The 16,309-nt window shown below is 64.8% G+C and carries 14 protein-coding genes; 5 read left to right on the forward strand and 9 right to left on the reverse strand.

What is annotated here, in order from left to right; all coding sequences use genetic code 11:
- Window positions 1-118: 118 nt before the first annotated feature.
- Genes guaA through ABFX19_RS00775 form a run of 3 tightly spaced genes read right to left on the reverse strand, consistent with a single transcriptional unit; the run spans window position 119 to window position 3,036 of the window.
- The gene (gene guaA, locus ABFX19_RS00765; RefSeq protein WP_277359259.1) at window positions 119-1,705 is read right to left on the reverse strand and encodes a glutamine-hydrolyzing GMP synthase; all 1,587 of its coding nucleotides are present in this window, start codon (window positions 1,703-1,705) and stop codon (window positions 119-121) included.
- A gap of 45 nt (window positions 1,706-1,750) precedes the next feature.
- Window positions 1,751-2,215, reverse strand: a complete 465-nt coding sequence (locus tag ABFX19_RS00770; protein WP_277359258.1) for a DUF3817 domain-containing protein — start codon at window positions 2,213-2,215, stop codon at window positions 1,751-1,753.
- Window positions 2,212-3,036: an SURF1 family protein gene (locus ABFX19_RS00775; protein ID WP_277359257.1), complete on the reverse strand. Its 825-nt coding sequence runs from the start codon at window positions 3,034-3,036 to the stop codon at window positions 2,212-2,214. The genes ABFX19_RS00770 and ABFX19_RS00775 overlap by 4 nt, the downstream gene beginning before the upstream one ends.
- 130 nt (window positions 3,037-3,166) lie before the next feature.
- Between ABFX19_RS00775 and ABFX19_RS00780 the strand changes: the two genes are divergently transcribed.
- Both ABFX19_RS00780 and ABFX19_RS00785 read left to right on the forward strand, forming a co-directional pair.
- Complete coding sequence (locus tag ABFX19_RS00780; protein ID WP_346027149.1) at window positions 3,167-4,885, forward strand: ABC transporter ATP-binding protein; 1,719 nt, start codon at window positions 3,167-3,169, stop codon at window positions 4,883-4,885.
- A complete protein-coding gene (locus ABFX19_RS00785) occupies window positions 4,878-6,665 on the forward strand; it encodes an ABC transporter ATP-binding protein (protein ID WP_346027150.1) in 1,788 nt (595 codons plus the stop codon). Before ABFX19_RS00780 ends, ABFX19_RS00785 begins: the two co-directional genes overlap by 8 nt.
- A 76-nt stretch (window positions 6,666-6,741) precedes the next feature.
- On the opposite strand, the gene ABFX19_RS00790 is transcribed toward ABFX19_RS00785, so the two are convergent.
- The 3 genes from ABFX19_RS00790 to ABFX19_RS00800 form a co-directional block, all read right to left on the reverse strand.
- A complete protein-coding gene (locus ABFX19_RS00790) occupies window positions 6,742-7,227 on the reverse strand; it encodes a PTS sugar transporter subunit IIA (RefSeq protein WP_056544212.1) in 486 nt (161 codons plus the stop codon).
- A gap of 87 nt (window positions 7,228-7,314) precedes the next feature.
- Window positions 7,315-9,039, reverse strand: coding sequence for a glycerol-3-phosphate dehydrogenase/oxidase (locus ABFX19_RS00795; RefSeq protein ID WP_346027151.1), 1,725 nt, complete (start codon window positions 9,037-9,039; stop codon window positions 7,315-7,317).
- A gap of 50 nt (window positions 9,040-9,089) precedes the next feature.
- Entirely contained in the window at window positions 9,090-10,229 is a 1,140-nt protein-coding gene (locus ABFX19_RS00800) for a GuaB3 family IMP dehydrogenase-related protein (RefSeq protein WP_346027152.1), read from the reverse strand.
- 70 nt (window positions 10,230-10,299) lie between these two features.
- Between ABFX19_RS00800 and ABFX19_RS00805 the strand changes: the two genes are divergently transcribed.
- The 3 genes from ABFX19_RS00805 to ABFX19_RS00815 are packed head-to-tail and all read left to right on the forward strand — an operon-like array spanning window position 10,300 to window position 12,527.
- Complete coding sequence (locus ABFX19_RS00805; RefSeq protein ID WP_346027153.1) at window positions 10,300-11,190, forward strand: hypothetical protein; 891 nt, start codon at window positions 10,300-10,302, stop codon at window positions 11,188-11,190.
- Window positions 11,191-11,238: 48 nt separating this feature from the next.
- The gene (locus ABFX19_RS00810) at window positions 11,239-11,910 is read left to right on the forward strand and encodes a hypothetical protein (protein WP_346027154.1); all 672 of its coding nucleotides are present in this window, start codon (window positions 11,239-11,241) and stop codon (window positions 11,908-11,910) included.
- On the forward strand, window positions 11,907-12,527 hold the full coding sequence (locus ABFX19_RS00815; protein ID WP_346027155.1) for a hypothetical protein: 621 nt from the start codon (window positions 11,907-11,909) through the stop codon (window positions 12,525-12,527). The genes ABFX19_RS00810 and ABFX19_RS00815 overlap by 4 nt, the downstream gene beginning before the upstream one ends.
- A gap of 12 nt (window positions 12,528-12,539) precedes the next feature.
- Here ABFX19_RS00815 and guaB read toward each other — a convergent pair whose 3' ends face one another.
- From guaB to ABFX19_RS00830, 3 genes are all read right to left on the reverse strand, one after another.
- Entirely contained in the window at window positions 12,540-14,045 is a 1,506-nt protein-coding gene (guaB, locus tag ABFX19_RS00820) for an IMP dehydrogenase (RefSeq protein ID WP_428831018.1), read from the reverse strand.
- 118 nt (window positions 14,046-14,163) lie between these two features.
- The gene (locus ABFX19_RS00825; RefSeq protein WP_346027157.1) at window positions 14,164-14,823 is read right to left on the reverse strand and encodes a response regulator; all 660 of its coding nucleotides are present in this window, start codon (window positions 14,821-14,823) and stop codon (window positions 14,164-14,166) included.
- Window positions 14,824-14,870: 47 nt separating this feature from the next.
- Window positions 14,871-16,145 carry a sensor histidine kinase gene (locus tag ABFX19_RS00830; RefSeq protein WP_346027158.1) on the reverse strand — a complete coding sequence of 425 codons (1,275 nt, stop codon included), beginning with the start codon at window positions 16,143-16,145 and terminating at the stop codon, window positions 14,871-14,873.
- Between the last annotated feature and the right edge of the window lie 164 nt (window positions 16,146-16,309).

Below are 16,309 nucleotides of genomic sequence, written 5' to 3' on the forward strand. Positions count from 1 at the left end.
TCTTACAAGCTAGCCGACGCTGCCCCACCGAGGCTGCAAGCAACGCGGGCCGGCGTCGGATTTCACGCTGTTATCAGCTAAGCGCCCTCCACCGCCGGCAACAGCTGCCGGCCGGAAGTCACTCCCACTCGATGGTTCCCGGCGGCTTGCTGGTGACATCGAGCACCACGCGGTTGACGCCGTCGACCTCGTTGGTGATGCGGTTGGAGATCCGGGCAAGTAGCTCATACGGCAGCCGGGACCAGTCAGCGGTCATCGCGTCCTCGCTGGAGACCGGACGCAGCACGATGGGGTGCCCATAGGTACGCCCGTCGCCCTGAACGCCGACGCTGCGTACATCTGCCAGCAGGACCACGGGCATCTGCCAGACCTCGTTGTCGAGGCCTGCCGCCGTGAGTTCGGCTCGGGCAATGGCGTCTGCCTTGCGGAGCAGCTCGAGGCGTTCAGCGTTGATGGAGCCGACGATGCGGATTCCGAGGCCGGGACCGGGGAACGGCTGGCGCCCTACGATCTCCGCCGGAAGTCCGAGCTTGGCACCGACAGCGCGGACCTCGTCCTTGAACAGGGTGCGCAGCGGCTCGACAAGCTCAAACTGCAGGTCTTCCGGGAGTCCGCCCACGTTGTGGTGGCTCTTGATGTTGGCTGTACCCTCGCCGCCGCCCGATTCCACGACGTCCGGATACAGCGTGCCCTGCACGAGGAAGCGGATCTTCTCGCCGTGGGCTTCGGCGTCGGCGATGATGGCCCGCTCTGCTTCCTCGAAGGCACGGATGAACTCGCGCCCGATGATCTTGCGCTTGGTCTCCGGGTCCTCGACGCCCTCGAGTGCTTCAAGGAACCGCTTCTGCTCATTCGCAACGTAGAGGTTCACGCCGGTAGCGGCCACGAAATCCCGTTCCACCTGTTCGGCTTCACCCTCGCGGAGCAGCCCGTGGTCAACGAAGACACAGGTGAGCTGATCGCCCACCGCACGCTGCACGAGAGCCGCAGCCACTGCCGAATCAACACCGCCGGAAAGCCCGCAGATCACGCGTGCGTCTCCCACCTGCTGGCGGATGCGCTCAACCTGTTCCTCGACAATATTGCCGGTGGTCCAGTTGGGGTTCAGACGGGCGCCCTTGAACAGGAAATTCTCCAGCACCTGCTGACCGTGTGCCGAATGCTTGACCTCGGGATGCCATTGCACGCCGTAGAGCTGCTTGCCCTCGTGGGCAATCGCAGCAACCGGAGCACCGGCTGTGCTGGCCAGGACGTCGAAGCCCTCGGGTGCAGCCTGAACGGAGTCGCCGTGGCTCATCCAGGCATTCTGATGGTCAGGGGTTCCCTCGAGGATGGACCGGGCGCCTTCGGAAACGGCGACGTCGGTGGATCCGTATTCACGCAGGCCCGTCTTCGCGACCGTGCCGCCAAGCGCTGATGCCATGGCCTGGAAGCCGTAGCAGATGCCAAGGACCGGGACACCGGCGTCGAACAGGTCAGGATCTATGCGAGGCGCGCCTTCGGCATACACGCTGGACGGTCCGCCGGACAGAATGATTGCTGCGGGGTTGCGTGCGAGCAGCTCCTGGGTGCTGATCGTGTGAGGAACGATCTCCGAGTAGACGTCCGCTTCCCGAACGCGGCGGGCAATCAGCTGGGCGTACTGGGCGCCGTAATCGACAACAAGTACCGGCTGGTGTTCTGGAGCAGGAGCGGGCGTAGTCACGCGTCAACACTAGTGGTAGTGCGGGTGAGGCTGCACATCATGGAATCAGTACCTTGCCTTGGCTTGGGGGTGGGCCGCGAGTTCTTCCTCCACCCGGCGGTGGACGCGTTTCTCGACGATGAAGGAGAGCAGCGGGATGACGCCGCCCAGTGCAATGATCACGAACTGGGAGAACGGCCAGCGCATGAACTGCCAGAGCCGGAAGTCGGCGATCAGGTACACCACGTAGAGCCAGCCGTGGACGATGAGCACGGCTGTTGAGAGGTTGAACCCGCCGGCGCCGTCCACCTGGGCTTCTTCAACCAGGCCGAGCGCCCCAGCGGATCCGCCGGCGATGATCTCCGCACCGAAGCCGTACTTTGCAACCATCTCCACCACGACGAGCAGCAGCATGATGCCGGTCGCGTACGCCAGCACCTTGTAGAAGCTGAGCGCGGATCGGATCTGGGCGTGGGTTCCACCGAAGCGGCGTTTGCCGGCCGGGCTCTTGGCGGGTGCGGAATCGGTCACGTTCTTACCTCGTCGGTAGTGGGTTGTAGCTGTTGCGGAGAGTGTTGATCCGACGCGATGTCCTGATCCTCTTCCTCTTCCAGCGTGCGGCGGTGATCGTCAGCCACGAGCCGCCACCAGAGGAAGAAGGCAAATCCGGCGAAGACGAACCATTCCACGGCATAAAAAATGTTGAGCCAGTTGAGCGGTGTCTCTTGCGGCTGCGGACCAATGGTCACTGCCTCAAGGGGCGCCTCGGGCTGGACGGTGCTGCCGTCCATGACGGTCTCAAAGGAAACAACGAAACCGGAATACATCAGGGGTACATCCCACACGTTGATGAGCTGCGCAACGGACAGGGTGGGAACCTGACCGGGAACGGGCACCTGAACCGCCGGGGCTTCGGTAGGCAGCAACCTCCCCTGCACGACGGCCACACCCTCACGTTCGGGCACCTCTGACGCGGCTTGTGCCTCAGGTACCCAACCGTGCACGACCGGTAGAACAGCGGACGGCAGCCCGGAGTCCGCTACCTCGAACGCGGAAACCACCCACAGTCCGTCGCGGTCCCCCTGCAGGCGTGTCTGCACCAGAACGCGGGTGTCCGGCAGGAAGCGGCCTTCCATCCGGACCATCTGGTCTGCCACGCCGGCGGTCATCGGGATGCCCGGCTGAAAGACCTTGGTGAGGGGCTGAACCTGCTCGGTGGTACTCGGAGGAGGCGGCGCGGAATCCTGCGAGCGCGAGAACTGCCATTGGCTCAAAAGGACGAAAAGCGCGGCAATAGCCAGAGCGAGGATCAGAGAAAGGATCCATCGCGGCTTGAGCGCGGTTTTCAACACCCCTTAACGGTACTTCGTGCCCTCTGAAGGGAACGAATTGCGGCCCTGCTCAGGAGACCGAGATCACTCTCGCGCGAGTGATTGGGAATCATCTATCACTTTGAGTGATTTGAGACTAGGATTGATTCTCGTGCGCTCGTACCCCTACCCCGATCCAGGCCAATCTGACCTTAGGTCGCCGTCCCGCTATCTGTTGTGGCTGGCATCCAAACAGAAGGGCACCCTTGCTGCCGCCGTCGTACTCGAAACGCTCCTCATGGTCGCGCAGGCCGTTGTTCCCTTCGCGCTGGGCCGCGCCATCGACGAGGGGATGATCGGCCGCAGCTGGGACGCACTGCTGTGGTGGGTCCTCATCCTGGTTGCGCTTACCGTAGGGCAGGCGTTCGCCGGTATGCTGGCGCACCGCGCGGCGATCAGCAACTGGATGCAGGCGGCCTTCAAGTCGATCCGCCTCGTGGGCTACAAGATCACCCGCACGGGCGACGCTTTGCCGCAGAAGCTTTCGACCGGTGAGGTCGTGTCCACGGCAGCCTCTGACGCTACCCGCCTAGGTGAGATTTTCTACGTCGCCGCCCGGCTGGCGGGTGCACTGGTTTCCTGGTTGGTGGTGTGCGCGCTTATCGCTCTGAGCTCGGTCATGCTCGCAGTTGTTGTACTGATCGGTGTTCCGGCGTGCTGCGCGCTGCTTCTGTTTGTTGTCCGTCCGTTGCAGGCACGCCAGCGCGAACAGCGTGACGCTTCAGGGAAGATGACCGCCGTCGGCGCCGATACTGTCGCCGGCCTTCGTGTGCTGCGCGGGATCGGCGGGGAACACATTTTCGTCAGCCGGTACCGTGAGCGGTCGGCGGAAACGCGCGACGCCGGTATCAAGGTTGCGCGCTCGCTGGCCACGCTGGAGGCCTCCCAGGTCTTCATCGCCGGTGCCTTCAGCGTGGTCTTCACCTGGGTGGGTGCCACGCTGGTGTTAAACGGTGAGATTGAGCCCGGCCAACTGGTGGCGTTGTTTGGCTACTCCGTGTTCCTGATGACTCCGATCCGCAGCGCGGCGGATGGGGTGTCCCACTCGATCCGGGCCCTCGTGGGAGCGCGAAAGATCATCAACGTGCTGTCCGTTGACGCGAACATCACCGACAACGCAACTGCCGCGGCACCGGACGGTCCCGCTCCGCTCGTGGACACCTCTAGTGGTGTGGCTCTCAAGCCCGGCGGACTGACCGCTCTGGTCTCAGCTGACCCCGCGATGTCTGCCGACCTTGCCACCCGGTTGGGCAGGTTCGATGACGCGGTGTTGCGGGAAGCGGTAGTCCGGTGGGGTGGGGCCGCCCTGCACGAGGTCCCCCTCGATGACGTCCGGCGCCGCATTGTGGTGAGCGAGGCCAACCCGCAGTTGTTCACCGGCACCCTGCGCAGTCAGCTGGATCCGCACGGGCGGCACAGTGACGTGGAGATCCTTGCCGCACTGGAGGCCGCCAGTGCACTGGACATCCTCGACGGCCTGGAGGCCGGCCTGGACTCCGAGGTCACCGAACGGGGACGCGGATTCTCCGGCGGCCAGCGCCAGCGCCTGGTCCTTGCGCGGGCGCTGCTGACGGATGCCGAGACCCTCGTGCTCATCGAGCCGACCAGCGCGGTCGATGCACACACCGAATCCCGGATCGCCGAGCGGCTGGGACGGGCGCGGGGCACCGAAGGCGGTACCACCGTCGTCGTCACTGCCAGCCCGCTGATGCTCGGCGCCATGGACCATGTTGTCTTCCTCGAAGATGGCCGACTGAGTGCGCAAGGAAAGCACCAGGAACTGATGTCCGCCGTCCCTGCCTATCGAAATGTGGTGATCCGCAGTGAGTGATACCCAGGTGTCAGAGCCGGTGACCGATCCGGCCGTAGCTGCATCGGCGAAGCTGCCGGTCGCTGACGCACAAGCAGTGAAGGCGGAATCGCTGCGCCTGATCCGCCATCACCGCGGCGGGCTGATCAGGGTTGTACTGCTCTACGTCGGCTCAGCCGCTGCAGGCCTGGTAGGGCCGTTCATTCTCGGCCAGGTTGTCGACGCCGTGGTAGCGGGCACCACCAGTGGGTTCATCGCGGCCATGTCACTGCTGATGCTCGGATTCCTGGTGGTTCAGGCCGTCCTGCGCAAGCTCGCCGTCCGGGCCGGCATGATCTTCGGTGAAACGGTGTTCGCTGAGCTACGCGAGGATTTCATGGCGCAGGTCACCTCGCTGCCGCTGTCCACGGTGGAAAAGGCCGGCACTGGCGATCTCGTTTCCCGTACCACCAACGATGTTGACTCCGTCTCCCACACCGTCCGCTTCGGCGTTCCGCAGGTGGTGGTCTCGGTGGTTACCATCATCATCACGCTGGCCGCAGCGATCCTCACCTCTCCCCTGCTTTCGATTGCCCTTTTGGTGGGTGTTCCCCTGCTGTATCCGGCCACCCGCTGGTACCTCAAGCGCAGCTCCGCCGGCTACAAGGCCGAGCGGGAGAGCTACGCGGTGGTGAACGGATCCATCACGGAGACCATCGAGGGTGCCCGCACCGTAGATGCGCTCGGTCTCGGAGGACTGCGACGCAACCGGATCGATGAGGCTCTGACCGGCAGTTTCGCTGCCGAGCGCTACACGCTATGGCTGCGATCGGTGCTGTTTCCGGCTGCGGACACCGCGTTCTGGCTTCCGGTGGCCGGTGTGCTGCTGTGGGGCGGCTGGCTTGCCTCGATGGACCTGGTCACTCCCGGCGCGGTCGCAACAGTGGCACTGTTCGCCGTCCGTCTGATCGACCCGGTGGACCTGCTCATCATGTGGACCGACGAAATCCAGGTGGGTGCGGCCTCGCTGGCCCGGATCATCGGGATCAAGAACGTCCCGGCGGACCGGACGGCAACCGACGTTCAGCCCTCGTCCGATGACATCACTGTCTCCGGTGCCCGCTACGCTTACCGGCCGGGCCATGACGTGCTGCACGGCGTGGACCTTCAGTTGCGGCGCGGCGAGCGCCTTGCGATGGTGGGCCCTTCGGGAGCCGGGAAGTCGACACTTGGACGGCTTATTGCAGGCATTCATCCGCCCACCGGCGGTTCAGTGACGGTGGGCGGAGTGCCGCTGGTGGATCGGCCGCTCGACGCGCTGCGGCAGGAGGTAGCCCTGGTGACGCAGGAGCATCACGTCTTCGTGGGGTCCCTCGCCGACAACATCCGGCTTGGCAAGGCGGACGCGACATCCACCGAAATCGAAAAGGCACTGGACGACGTCGGTGCGCTGGGTTGGGCGCGCGCCCTGCCTGAGGGCCTGGATACGGAGGTTGGCTCAGGTGCGTACGAGGTAACCCCCGCCCAGGCGCAGGAGGTTGCCCTGGCCCGGCTTGTCCTGGCCGATCCGCACACGCTGGTGCTCGATGAGGCGACCTCGCTGATCGATCCGCAGGCAGCACGTGACCTGGAGCGCTCACTCAGTGCGGTTCTGGAGGGCCGCACGGTTGTGGCCATTGCGCACCGCCTGCATACCGCGCACGACGCCGACCGCGTGGCTGTGGTGGAGAACGGCAACATCACAGAACTCGGCTCCCACGACGAACTGCTTGCACTCGGCGGCTCATATGCGTCGCTCTGGCGGTCCTGGCGGACGGAATAAACCCGGAAATTTAGTGCAGCTCCGGTGGGTTCAGACGGCGTCGAACCCACCGGAGCTGCGCAAAATTTCCCAGGTGTTAGTGGTCGAAGAACACCAACGATGAGTTGATGAGTTCGCTGATGACCTCCGCGTCGTGTGCCCGGCGCAGCGACTCGCGGAAGTTCTCCTTGAACAGGGAACGGGCCAGGGTTGCGAGGACCTCGAGGTGCTCGGAGAAGGACGCTGCGGGGGTCGCGATCAACAGCACCAGCGTTGCGGGACCATCCTGGGCACCGAAGTCGAGGCTGTGCCCGTACCGCGTGACTCCGACGGCGATGGAGGTTTGCTCGACGAACTCGCTCCTGGCGTGGGGCACTCCCACTCCCCCGGGCAGGCCGGTTGCCATCTGGTGCTCCCGGGAGTTGACCTGCGCGAGGAAGCCCTCAAGGTCCGTGACGCGCCCCGCCTGGTGCAGGCGCGCCGCCAACTGGCCAGCGGCGTCGGCCTTGTCTTCAGCGACCATGTCGAGGATTACCAACTGTGGTGTGGTCAATTCGGCGTCATGCAGGTCGAGGGGTGTCACAACCGGCCTCTCACGGGTAACTCGGGAACGTGTGCGGAGGACGGGTGCGCCGGGCGCCTCTGCCTGACCGGTGCACCGATCCGGACCCTAGCTTAGCGGCACGATGTCATCGACTCCCATGCGTGCGCTGTCAGCCGACACGTCATCGGGCTGCTGTTGGCTGAGTCTTTCAGCTTCCACCCGGGCGAGGTAGTGCTTAACCTCACGGTCCACCTGCGCATCACTCCAGTTCAGGTGCGGAGCCATCAGGCTTGCGACAACAGGAGCTGCCGAGACGCCGCGGTCCCAGGACTCGATCGAGATGCGCGTGCGGCGGGTCAGTACGTCATCGACGTGGCGGGCGTCCTCATGCGTGGTGGCAAAGACAACTTCTGCTCGCAGGTAGTCGTCGGCACCCGGGAGCGGCTCTGCCAGCGAGGCGTCCTCCCGGATGAGGCCGAGCACCAGCTCTGCGTCGGTGCCGTACCGCTGCAGCAGGTGCTCGACGCGCGCGACGTGGACCCCTGCTTCCTCCGCCATGCGGGCGCGCTTGTTCCAGGCTGCCCGGTAGCCCTCGGCACCGAGCAGGGGGACGGTCTCGGTGCAGCTGGCCGGTACCCGTTCATCGAGCGCACGCGAGGCTTCATCCACGGCATCCTTGGCCATCACCCGGTAGGTGGTCCACTTGCCGCCTGCAACAACGACCAGCCCCGGAACAGGGTGGGCAACCACATGTTCGCGGGAAAGCTTGGCCGTGGAGTCATTCTCCCCGGCCAGCAGCGGACGCAGGCCGGCGTAGACGCCCTCCACGTCCTCACGGGTCAGCGGCCGCTTCACGACCTTATTCACGTGCTCGAGGATGTAGTCGATATCCGACGACGACGCTGCCGGATGCGCCTTGTCCAGATCCCAGTCGGTGTCCGTGGTGCCGATGATCCAGTGCCTGCCCCAGGGGATGACGAAGAGGACGGACTTCTCCGTGCGCAGAATGAGCCCGACGGTGGACTGGAAGCGATCCCGCGGAACCACCAGGTGGATGCCCTTCGAGGCCCGGACCTTCAACTGACCGCGGTCCGTGACCATGGCCTGGGTTTCATCCGTCCAGACGCCGGTGGCGTTGACGACTTGCTTGGCGCGGATGGTGAATTCCTCGCCGGTCTCCTGGTCTTTCACCCGTGCCCCGACAACGCGTTCCCCTTCCCGGAGGAAGTCTTCGACGGAGACCCGGTTTGCTGCCTTGGCCCCGTAGGACGCCGCGGTGCGCATCATGTTGACGACATAGCGTGCGTCATCCACCTGGGCGTCGTAGTAGCGGATTGACCCCACCATGGCGTCATCCTTGAGGCTCGGAGCTGCCCGGAGGGTGCCCCTGCGCGTGAGGTGCTTGTGCATGGGGACGCCGCGCGAGTTGCCGGAAGTCATTCCCATCGTGTCATACAGCAGGATGCCCGCCCCGACGTACGGCCGCTCGATGAACCGCTTGGTCAGCGGATACAGGAACGGCACCGGCCGGACGAGGTGCGGTGCGATTCGCTGGATCAGCAAGCCGCGTTCCTTCAGTGCCTCCTGAACCAGGGCGAAATCCAGCATCTCGAGGTAGCGCAGGCCACCGTGAATGAGCTTCGATGAACGCGAGGATGTGCCCGCTGCCCAGTCCCGCGCCTCAACGATTCCGACGTCGAGGCCCCTAGTCACCGCATCCAGGGCAGAACCGACGCCGACGACGCCGCCGCCCACGATCAGGATGTCCAGCTCCTTGCCGGGTTGGTTGGTGGACTTGAGAGCGGCAAGTGCATCTTCACGCTGCTGGGGGCTGAGGGCGCCTTTGGTCATGGCCGTGATCCACCTTCATCGTTGCGGACTGGTCCCTCAACCTTAGGCAATCAGCCGTTGGAAAGGTAGGGCGAGAGGACTACCTCGACCCGCTGGAACTCCTTCAGGTCCGAATACCCCGTGGTTGCCATGGCGCGGCGAAGCGCACCGATCATGTTCGAGGTGCCGTTGGTGTGATGAGAGGGCCCCCAGAGCACTTCCTCAAGCGGCCCGACGGTACCGACGTTGACGCGGTCTCCGCGCGGAAGTTCGCTGTGGTGGGCTTCCTGCCCCCAGTGCCAGCCCTTGCCCGGTGCTTCCTCTGCGCGGGCCAGTGCTGAGCCGAGCATGACGGCGTCCGCACCGACCGCGATGGCCTTCACAATGTCACCGCTGGTGCCCATCCCGCCGTCGGCGATGACGTGGACGTACCGGCCGCCGGACTCATCCAGGTAATCGCGGCGGGCAGCAGCCACATCCGAGATGGCCGACGCCATCGGTGAGTGAATGCCCAGGGCGCGCCGCGTCGTCGTCGTTGCTCCACCGCCGAAGCCCACCAGCACGCCGGCCGCGCCGGTGCGCATGAGGTGCAGCGCGGGTGTGTAGCCGGCAGCGCCGCCGACGATGACAGGTACATCCAGCTCATAGATGAACTGCTTGAGGTTGAGCGGTTCCTCGTTCTTGGAGACGTGCTCGGCGGAGACCGTAGTGCCGCGGATAACGAAAATATCGACGCCCGCGGCCAAGACCGTCTTGTAGAACTCCTGGGTGCGCTGTGGTGTGAGTGACCCGGCAACGGTCACGCCGGCGTCGCGCATTTCGGCCAGCCGGCTGGTAATAAGTTCAGCCTGAATGGGTACCTCGTACAGCTCCTGCATGCGGCGGGTGGCTGCGGGGCTGAAGTTTTCGGCGGACAGTCCGGCAATTTCCTCAAGGACCGGCGTAGGGTCCTCGTAGCGCGTCCAGAGGCCTTCGAGATTGAGAACACCCAGCCCGCCCAATTTGCCTATCGCAATGGCGGTCGCGGGCGACATGGTCGAATCCATGGGCGCAGCGATGACCGGCATCTCGAACTGGTAGGCGTCGATCTGCCACTGAACCGAGACGTCCCGTGGGTCCCGGGTACGGCGGGACGGGACCACCGCAAGGTCATCGAGGGAATATGCCCTGCGTCCGCGTTTGCCTCGGCCGATCTCAATCTCGTAAGTCACCGGTCTAGGTTATCCCAGCGGGGAGAGGTGCCCATCGCTCGCCCGGGTTCCGTTCCGTACAGTCAGAACCATGTCTGGGGAAACAATCGGGGCCAACCCCCAACAGTTGCGCGATCTCGCCCGCTCCATGGGGAGTTCAAGCGCCGCGATAACGACGGCGGACCAAACCATCACTGCGCTGCTGAACGGAATCCCCTGGAACGGTCCGGACGCGGCCCAGTTCCGTACCCGCTGGCACACCTCCGTACGCGTGCAGCTCAATCAGACGGCGGCCATGCTGGAGACGCAGTCGCACGCGCTGGTTGATCAGGCTGTGCAGCAGGAGCAGACAAGCAACGACGACGACAGCGGCGGCGGCGGCGGCGGCGGCGGCTTCGACGGTGTCCCTGCGAGCGCGGCGGACGGAAGTACCCCTGCCTCCGCAGGCGATGACCTCCTCGACCTCTTCGGCAACGGGCTCGGGGATCTTGGTGCCTGGCCGCCGTTCCAGATAGCGAACTGGGTCACTTCTGCCGGCGGACTTGGAGCCGAGCGCCTCCTGAATGCGATGGCGCGGGCGGACCTGCTCACTCCCGGCTTCGGCACGGCGCCGGAAGTGGGATACCTCCGCGGAACCCAGACCCTCAATGCCCTGAACCTGGCCGGCAAGTTCGCCGGCGGGCTCAGCATTCTGACCGGGCTGGGCCAGACCTACCAGGGTATCCAGTCAGGGGACGGGCACGTTGTTGCCGACGGTGCTATCACTACAATCCTTGCAGCGGGCAGCCTCACGCCCACGCCGGCTGCTCCGTTCTTCGCGGCGGCCTCGCTTGTCTGGGCCGGCGCACAGTTCCTGTCCGGAGACGTGCCGGTCACCGAAAGGATCACCGACTTTGCATCCGATGCAGGGGACGCCATCTCTGATGGGGCTGATGCGATCGCGGAAGGAGCGGAAGATGCGTGGAACTGGGCCTTCGGATAGTAGCGTCACTTCAGGAACCGCTAACCGCCCCCGATCTCGGAGAGAGCATTGACCACTACGGATTCGCTGCAACTGACGGAACACGAGATTTTGGCGCTCCTGGCCTTCAATGACGGTGAATCGACTGCGCTGACGCGCGAGATCTTTCGGCTCACCCCGCAGGCAGACAACGAGCAACTGACCAAGGCCGGCATGACAACCCTGCTGGTGCGTGGCCTGGCCGAACTAAGCGATAGTGATTTGGTCCTCAAGGGACCCACGGAGTTTATCGCCGCCGTGATGGCGACTGCAGGCGATTGGCTCGAGATTGCGCTCGTGACTCCGGAGCGGAACCACGTCATGTTCGCTGTGGCATCCGCCGGCGGGGCATTCGTGGCGAACGCCAACGGCAACGGCACTCACGGGTTCACTCCCCTGAAGAACGACAGGCCCGTCCTGAAGTTCGGGTTGGACGCGGCAGCACACTACCTGGGTGATTCAGGGCTGGAATCGGATGGGAGCGGATCACCTGGGCGCCGACCGGTTGCCGCGCAGATCAAGCACCATGGTCTGGGTGTGCAGTCGAAGACAGCCAACCTCATGGTCGACGAGTCCGGCACGTGGCAGCTGGCCACGGGTGATGGCGATCAACTGGCGAAACGCGAAGTGGACGGCTCCGTGGCGCTGGAGCTGTTCGAGGAAGCCCTGGAGCTCGATCACGACACGACGGGTTCCGAATGAGTCAGGGAACCCGTTCACTCGACTACTGGATGTCGCCTCAACTCAGCGAGGCAGGACAGGGCACCGGCAGCATCCTCAGGCGTATGGCGCTCAACGACGCACAGAGCCGGGCTACTTTCCTCATGCTGTATTTCTGGTGCGCCTGGCTGGCTCTCGTGGCACTTGCGCTGGCGTTCACCGCACCCGGTGGGGCTCCCTACGCTGTTGCGGGGGCTGTGCTCACCGGTGGAGCTGCGGGTGCGCTTCACGCGCGCCGGCGCGGCCGGCAGGTTCCAACATCTCGTCATCCGGCGTCATCACGGGCCCCGCGCACGGTACGTGGTGCCTGGACCGGAATCACCCTCGTGGCGGTTGGATCGTGCGGACTCATACTGGCGCTTGCCCTATCCGGGAATGCGAGCCTCAGCCCCGGATCCGTCACTGGTGCTGTGCTGGGAGTCTTCTTCCTTGTCACGTTCTTCGCCGGGACCCTCCTCATCCCCGCATGGCACATCGAGAACGCTGCGCGCCTCTTCCGCGAGCGGATTGGTCAAGAGCCCGGATTACGGCAGGCGCTTGAGGAAATGTCCCGAACGCACAGCGAGCCGAACGGCAGGATGCAGTTCGGGCCGCTCTAGCCTTTCGGCTGGCTACTTCGATCCGTAGTTGGGCGCTTCCACGGTCATCTGGATGTCATGGGGATGCGACTCCTTGAGCCCGGCCGAGGTGATCCGGACAAACTTGCCCTTGGCCTTCAGCTCTTCAATGGTGCGTGCGCCGGTGTAGAACATGGTTTGGCGCAGGCCACCTACCAGCTGGTAGGCAACGGATGCGAGCGGTCCCCGGTAAGCGACGCGACCCTCGATACCCTCGGGGATGAGCTTGTCGTCGCCCGTGACGTCCGCCTGGAAGTAGCGATCCTTGGAATACGAGGTGTTCTTGCCGCGGGTCTGCATGGCGCCGAGCGAACCCATGCCGCGGTAGGTCTTGTACTGCTTGCCGTTGACGAAGACCAGCTCACCCGGTGCCTCGGCGGAGCCTGCCAGCAGGGAGCCGAGCATGACGGTGTCAGCACCTGCCACCAAAGCCTTGCCGATGTCGCCGGAGTACTGCAGTCCGCCGTCGGCAATCAGGGGAACGCCGGCGGGAATTGCTGCCTTCGCGGACTCGTAGATGGCAGTGACCTGGGGAACGCCGACGCCGGCCACCACACGCGTGGTGCAGATGGAGCCCGGGCCTACGCCTACCTTGATGCCGTCTGCACCGGCATCGATCAGCGCCTGGGCGCCCTCGCGGGTTGCGGCCTGACCGCCGATGATGTCCACATGGGCGGCGGACTTCTCGGCCTTGAGCCGGGCAATCATCTCAAGCACACCGGCGCTGTGGCCGTTGGCGGTATCAACGAAGAGCGCGTCCACACCGGCGTCCACCAACGCCATGGCGCGCTCCCAGCCGTCACCGAAGAAACCGATGGCTGCACCCACACGCAGGCGGCCGTCGTCGTCCTTGGTGGAGAGCGGGTACTGCTCCGCTTTGGTGAAGTCCTTGACGGTGATGAGGCCGCGGAGGATGCCGTCGCTGTCGACCAGCGGAAGCTTCTCGATCTTGTTCTTGCCCAGCAGGCCGATGGCGTCCTCACCGCTGATGCCCACGTGCCCGGTGACCAACGGCATCTGGGTCATGACTTCACGGACGAGCCGGTTGGGGAAGTCGGATTCCGAGACGAACCGGGTGTCGCGGTTGGTGACGATGCCGAGGAGCCTGCCGCTGCCGTCGACCACGGGAAGCCCCGAGACGCGGTAGTGGCCGCAGAGGTCGTCGAGTTCGCGCAAAGTGGCGTCAGGGCCGATGGTGACGGGGTGGGTGATCATGCCGGACTCGCTGCGCTTGACGCGGTCCACCTGCTCGGCCTGGTCCGCGATGGAAAGGTTGCGGTGGATGACGCCGAGACCCCCCTGGCGTGCCATGGCGACGGCCATGCGGGCCTCAGTGACAGTATCCATGGCGGAGGACAGCAGCGGCGTCTGGACGGTGATCCGACGGGAAACCCGCGAACTGGTATCTGCTTCCGACGGGATCACGTCCGTGTGCCCCGGAAGCAGCAGGACGTCGTCGTACGTCAGGCCGATGAAGCCGAAGGGGTCATGGTTCGACAGTTCGCTCAACGCGGCGCCTCTTTCGGGGGATGTGGAGGAAGGAACCACCGGCTTCTTTCTGCCGGTTGTGCGGTCTTCTATCGTAAAACGAAAGGAGGGTGCGCCCTATTCCGTCGCGTCAGCGTCCGTTCCGGACCCAGTTCAGCACAGCAAGCACGCGGCGATGGTCATCCAGGTGGGGCGGGAGGTCCATCTTCGTGAAAATCGACGAAATGTTCTTCTCCACGCCGCCTGCGGAGAGCGTGAGCTGCCGGGCGATAGCCGCATTGGTGCGGCCCTCGGCCATGAGCTGCAGCACTTCCCGCTCCCGCGGCGTGAGCAAACTCACTGAGTTGCCGTCCCTCCGGTTGAACGCCGCGGCCACCACTTCCGGATCCAGCACCATACCGCCGTCCTTCACACGGACCAACGCGTCCATCATGTCTTCCAGCCGCGAGATGCGGTCCTTCAGCAGGTAGCCGACTCCACCGGCTCCGGCCACTGACGCTCCCGCCATCAGATCCGATGCGTAGGTCAGTTCCACATACTGCGACAGGACAAGAATGCCGATTCCCGGATGGCTTTGCCGAATTGCGGCTGCGGCACGCAAGCCTTCATCAGAGAACGACGGCGGCATCCGCACATCGGTGATGACGACGTCGGGCTCGTGGGTCGAGACGGCGGCGGTGAGGGCATCCCCGTCCTCCACTGCCGCCAGCACCTCCGCGCCACCCTCGGCCAGGAGCCGGATGAGGCCCTCCCGCAGGAGGACGGAATCTTCTGCCAGGACTACTCGCACCTTTGGACTCTACCGCCTGGTTTCATCCGCTCCGGCGCTGGCTCAGTTCACACCGGCTGGATGACCGAGACCGGGATGCTGATCCGCACTGTGGTGCCTTCGGCGGCTGGAGAGTCGACCTCCAGGGCGCCATCGACGCCTGCTAACCGATCCTGCAGGCCAGCCAGCCCGGTCCCCTTGCCGACGTGTGCGCCGCCCCGGCCGTTGTCGTGGACTTCTACGGTGAGGACATCTTCTTCCGCGCGTGCGCTGAGGCGGCATTCGGTGGCGTTGGAGTGTTTTGCGACATTGGTCAAGGCTTCGACGGCGGCGAAGTAGGCGGCGCTTTCGGCAGCAGGCGTGAAGCGGCCGGTTCCCATTCCGTCGGTGCTGAGCGTGACCGGGACAGGGCAGCGCGCCGCGGCGGCGTCGAGCGCAGCCGGCAGCCCGCGTTCGATGAGGATCGGCGGGGCGATCCCGCGGGAGAGCGAGCGCAGTTCTGCCAGGGCCTCGCGGGACTGATCGATCGCGCCTTCAATCAGCTCACGGGTTTCAGAGTCGCCGGGCTGCAGCCGCCGTTTCGCGGATTCGAGGTCCATGGCCATCCGAACGATCCTCTGCTGGGGACCATCATGAATGTCCCGCTCGATCCGGCGCAGCGTTCCGGCCTCAGCTGCTACCACCGAGCTACGGGAGTTGGTGAGGTACTCGGTCCTCTCCTGCAGGTGCCGGCGTTCGTTGGTCAGCAGACCCACAGCGAGGGCGCGCTGGAGCAGGGCAAGTCCTTTCGCGACAGCCGGAAGGGTGAGCAGGAGAACCAGCCCGGTGGCGAACTGGAAGAGCCAATGAAGTGCAGGATCGACTCCCAGCAGGTCCCAAATATCACTGGGTGGCCCTGGAATGAACCGCATCCACATCCACTGCGTCATTGCTCCGAGCGCGCCGGCAATCCAGGTGAGAGTGATCGAGAAGGCGGCGACCCGGACCGGGAAACTGACGACGGCGTGGATCAAGTCCTTCCAGGACTGGAGATCGGTGATGGGCACGAGGACGGCCCGCAGCCTCGAGCTGTTGGAGCCGCTCTTGTAGTAGACGGGCGGCAAGGGCCCGCGGTTCCGCTCGCTGAGCTGGCGCTCTGCTGATGCGAAGAACCTCGCGGTGTACAGCCCACCTACGAGGATGAACACGCCGATGTAGATGATTGCGGTGCTGATTCCCGCGCTGAATAGGGCAATCGCCAGCACAAAAGCGGGCAGGCCGATGAAGAAACCGGCGAAGTTGTAGCTGATATCCGCTGTGAGCTGGTCAAACCAACCGCGGCGGCGTTGTGCACGCTCGTTCAAGGAAGTGCCTTTCGCTGTTACTGGAAGTGATACTCCAATCCTTCCCTTGGAGGTACCACCGCGTCTCTGGTGCGTACCCCCTATTTGCCTCGGCGTCTGGTGGGGTTATCCCCACCAGGCTGGGGGACCCTCACGCACCAGCGCCCCGGTCCGTGTGGACCGGT

Origin of the sequence: Arthrobacter parietis (assembly GCF_039530425.1) — a bacterium.
Taxonomy (GTDB): Bacteria; Actinomycetota; Actinomycetes; order Actinomycetales; family Micrococcaceae; genus Arthrobacter_D; species Arthrobacter_D parietis.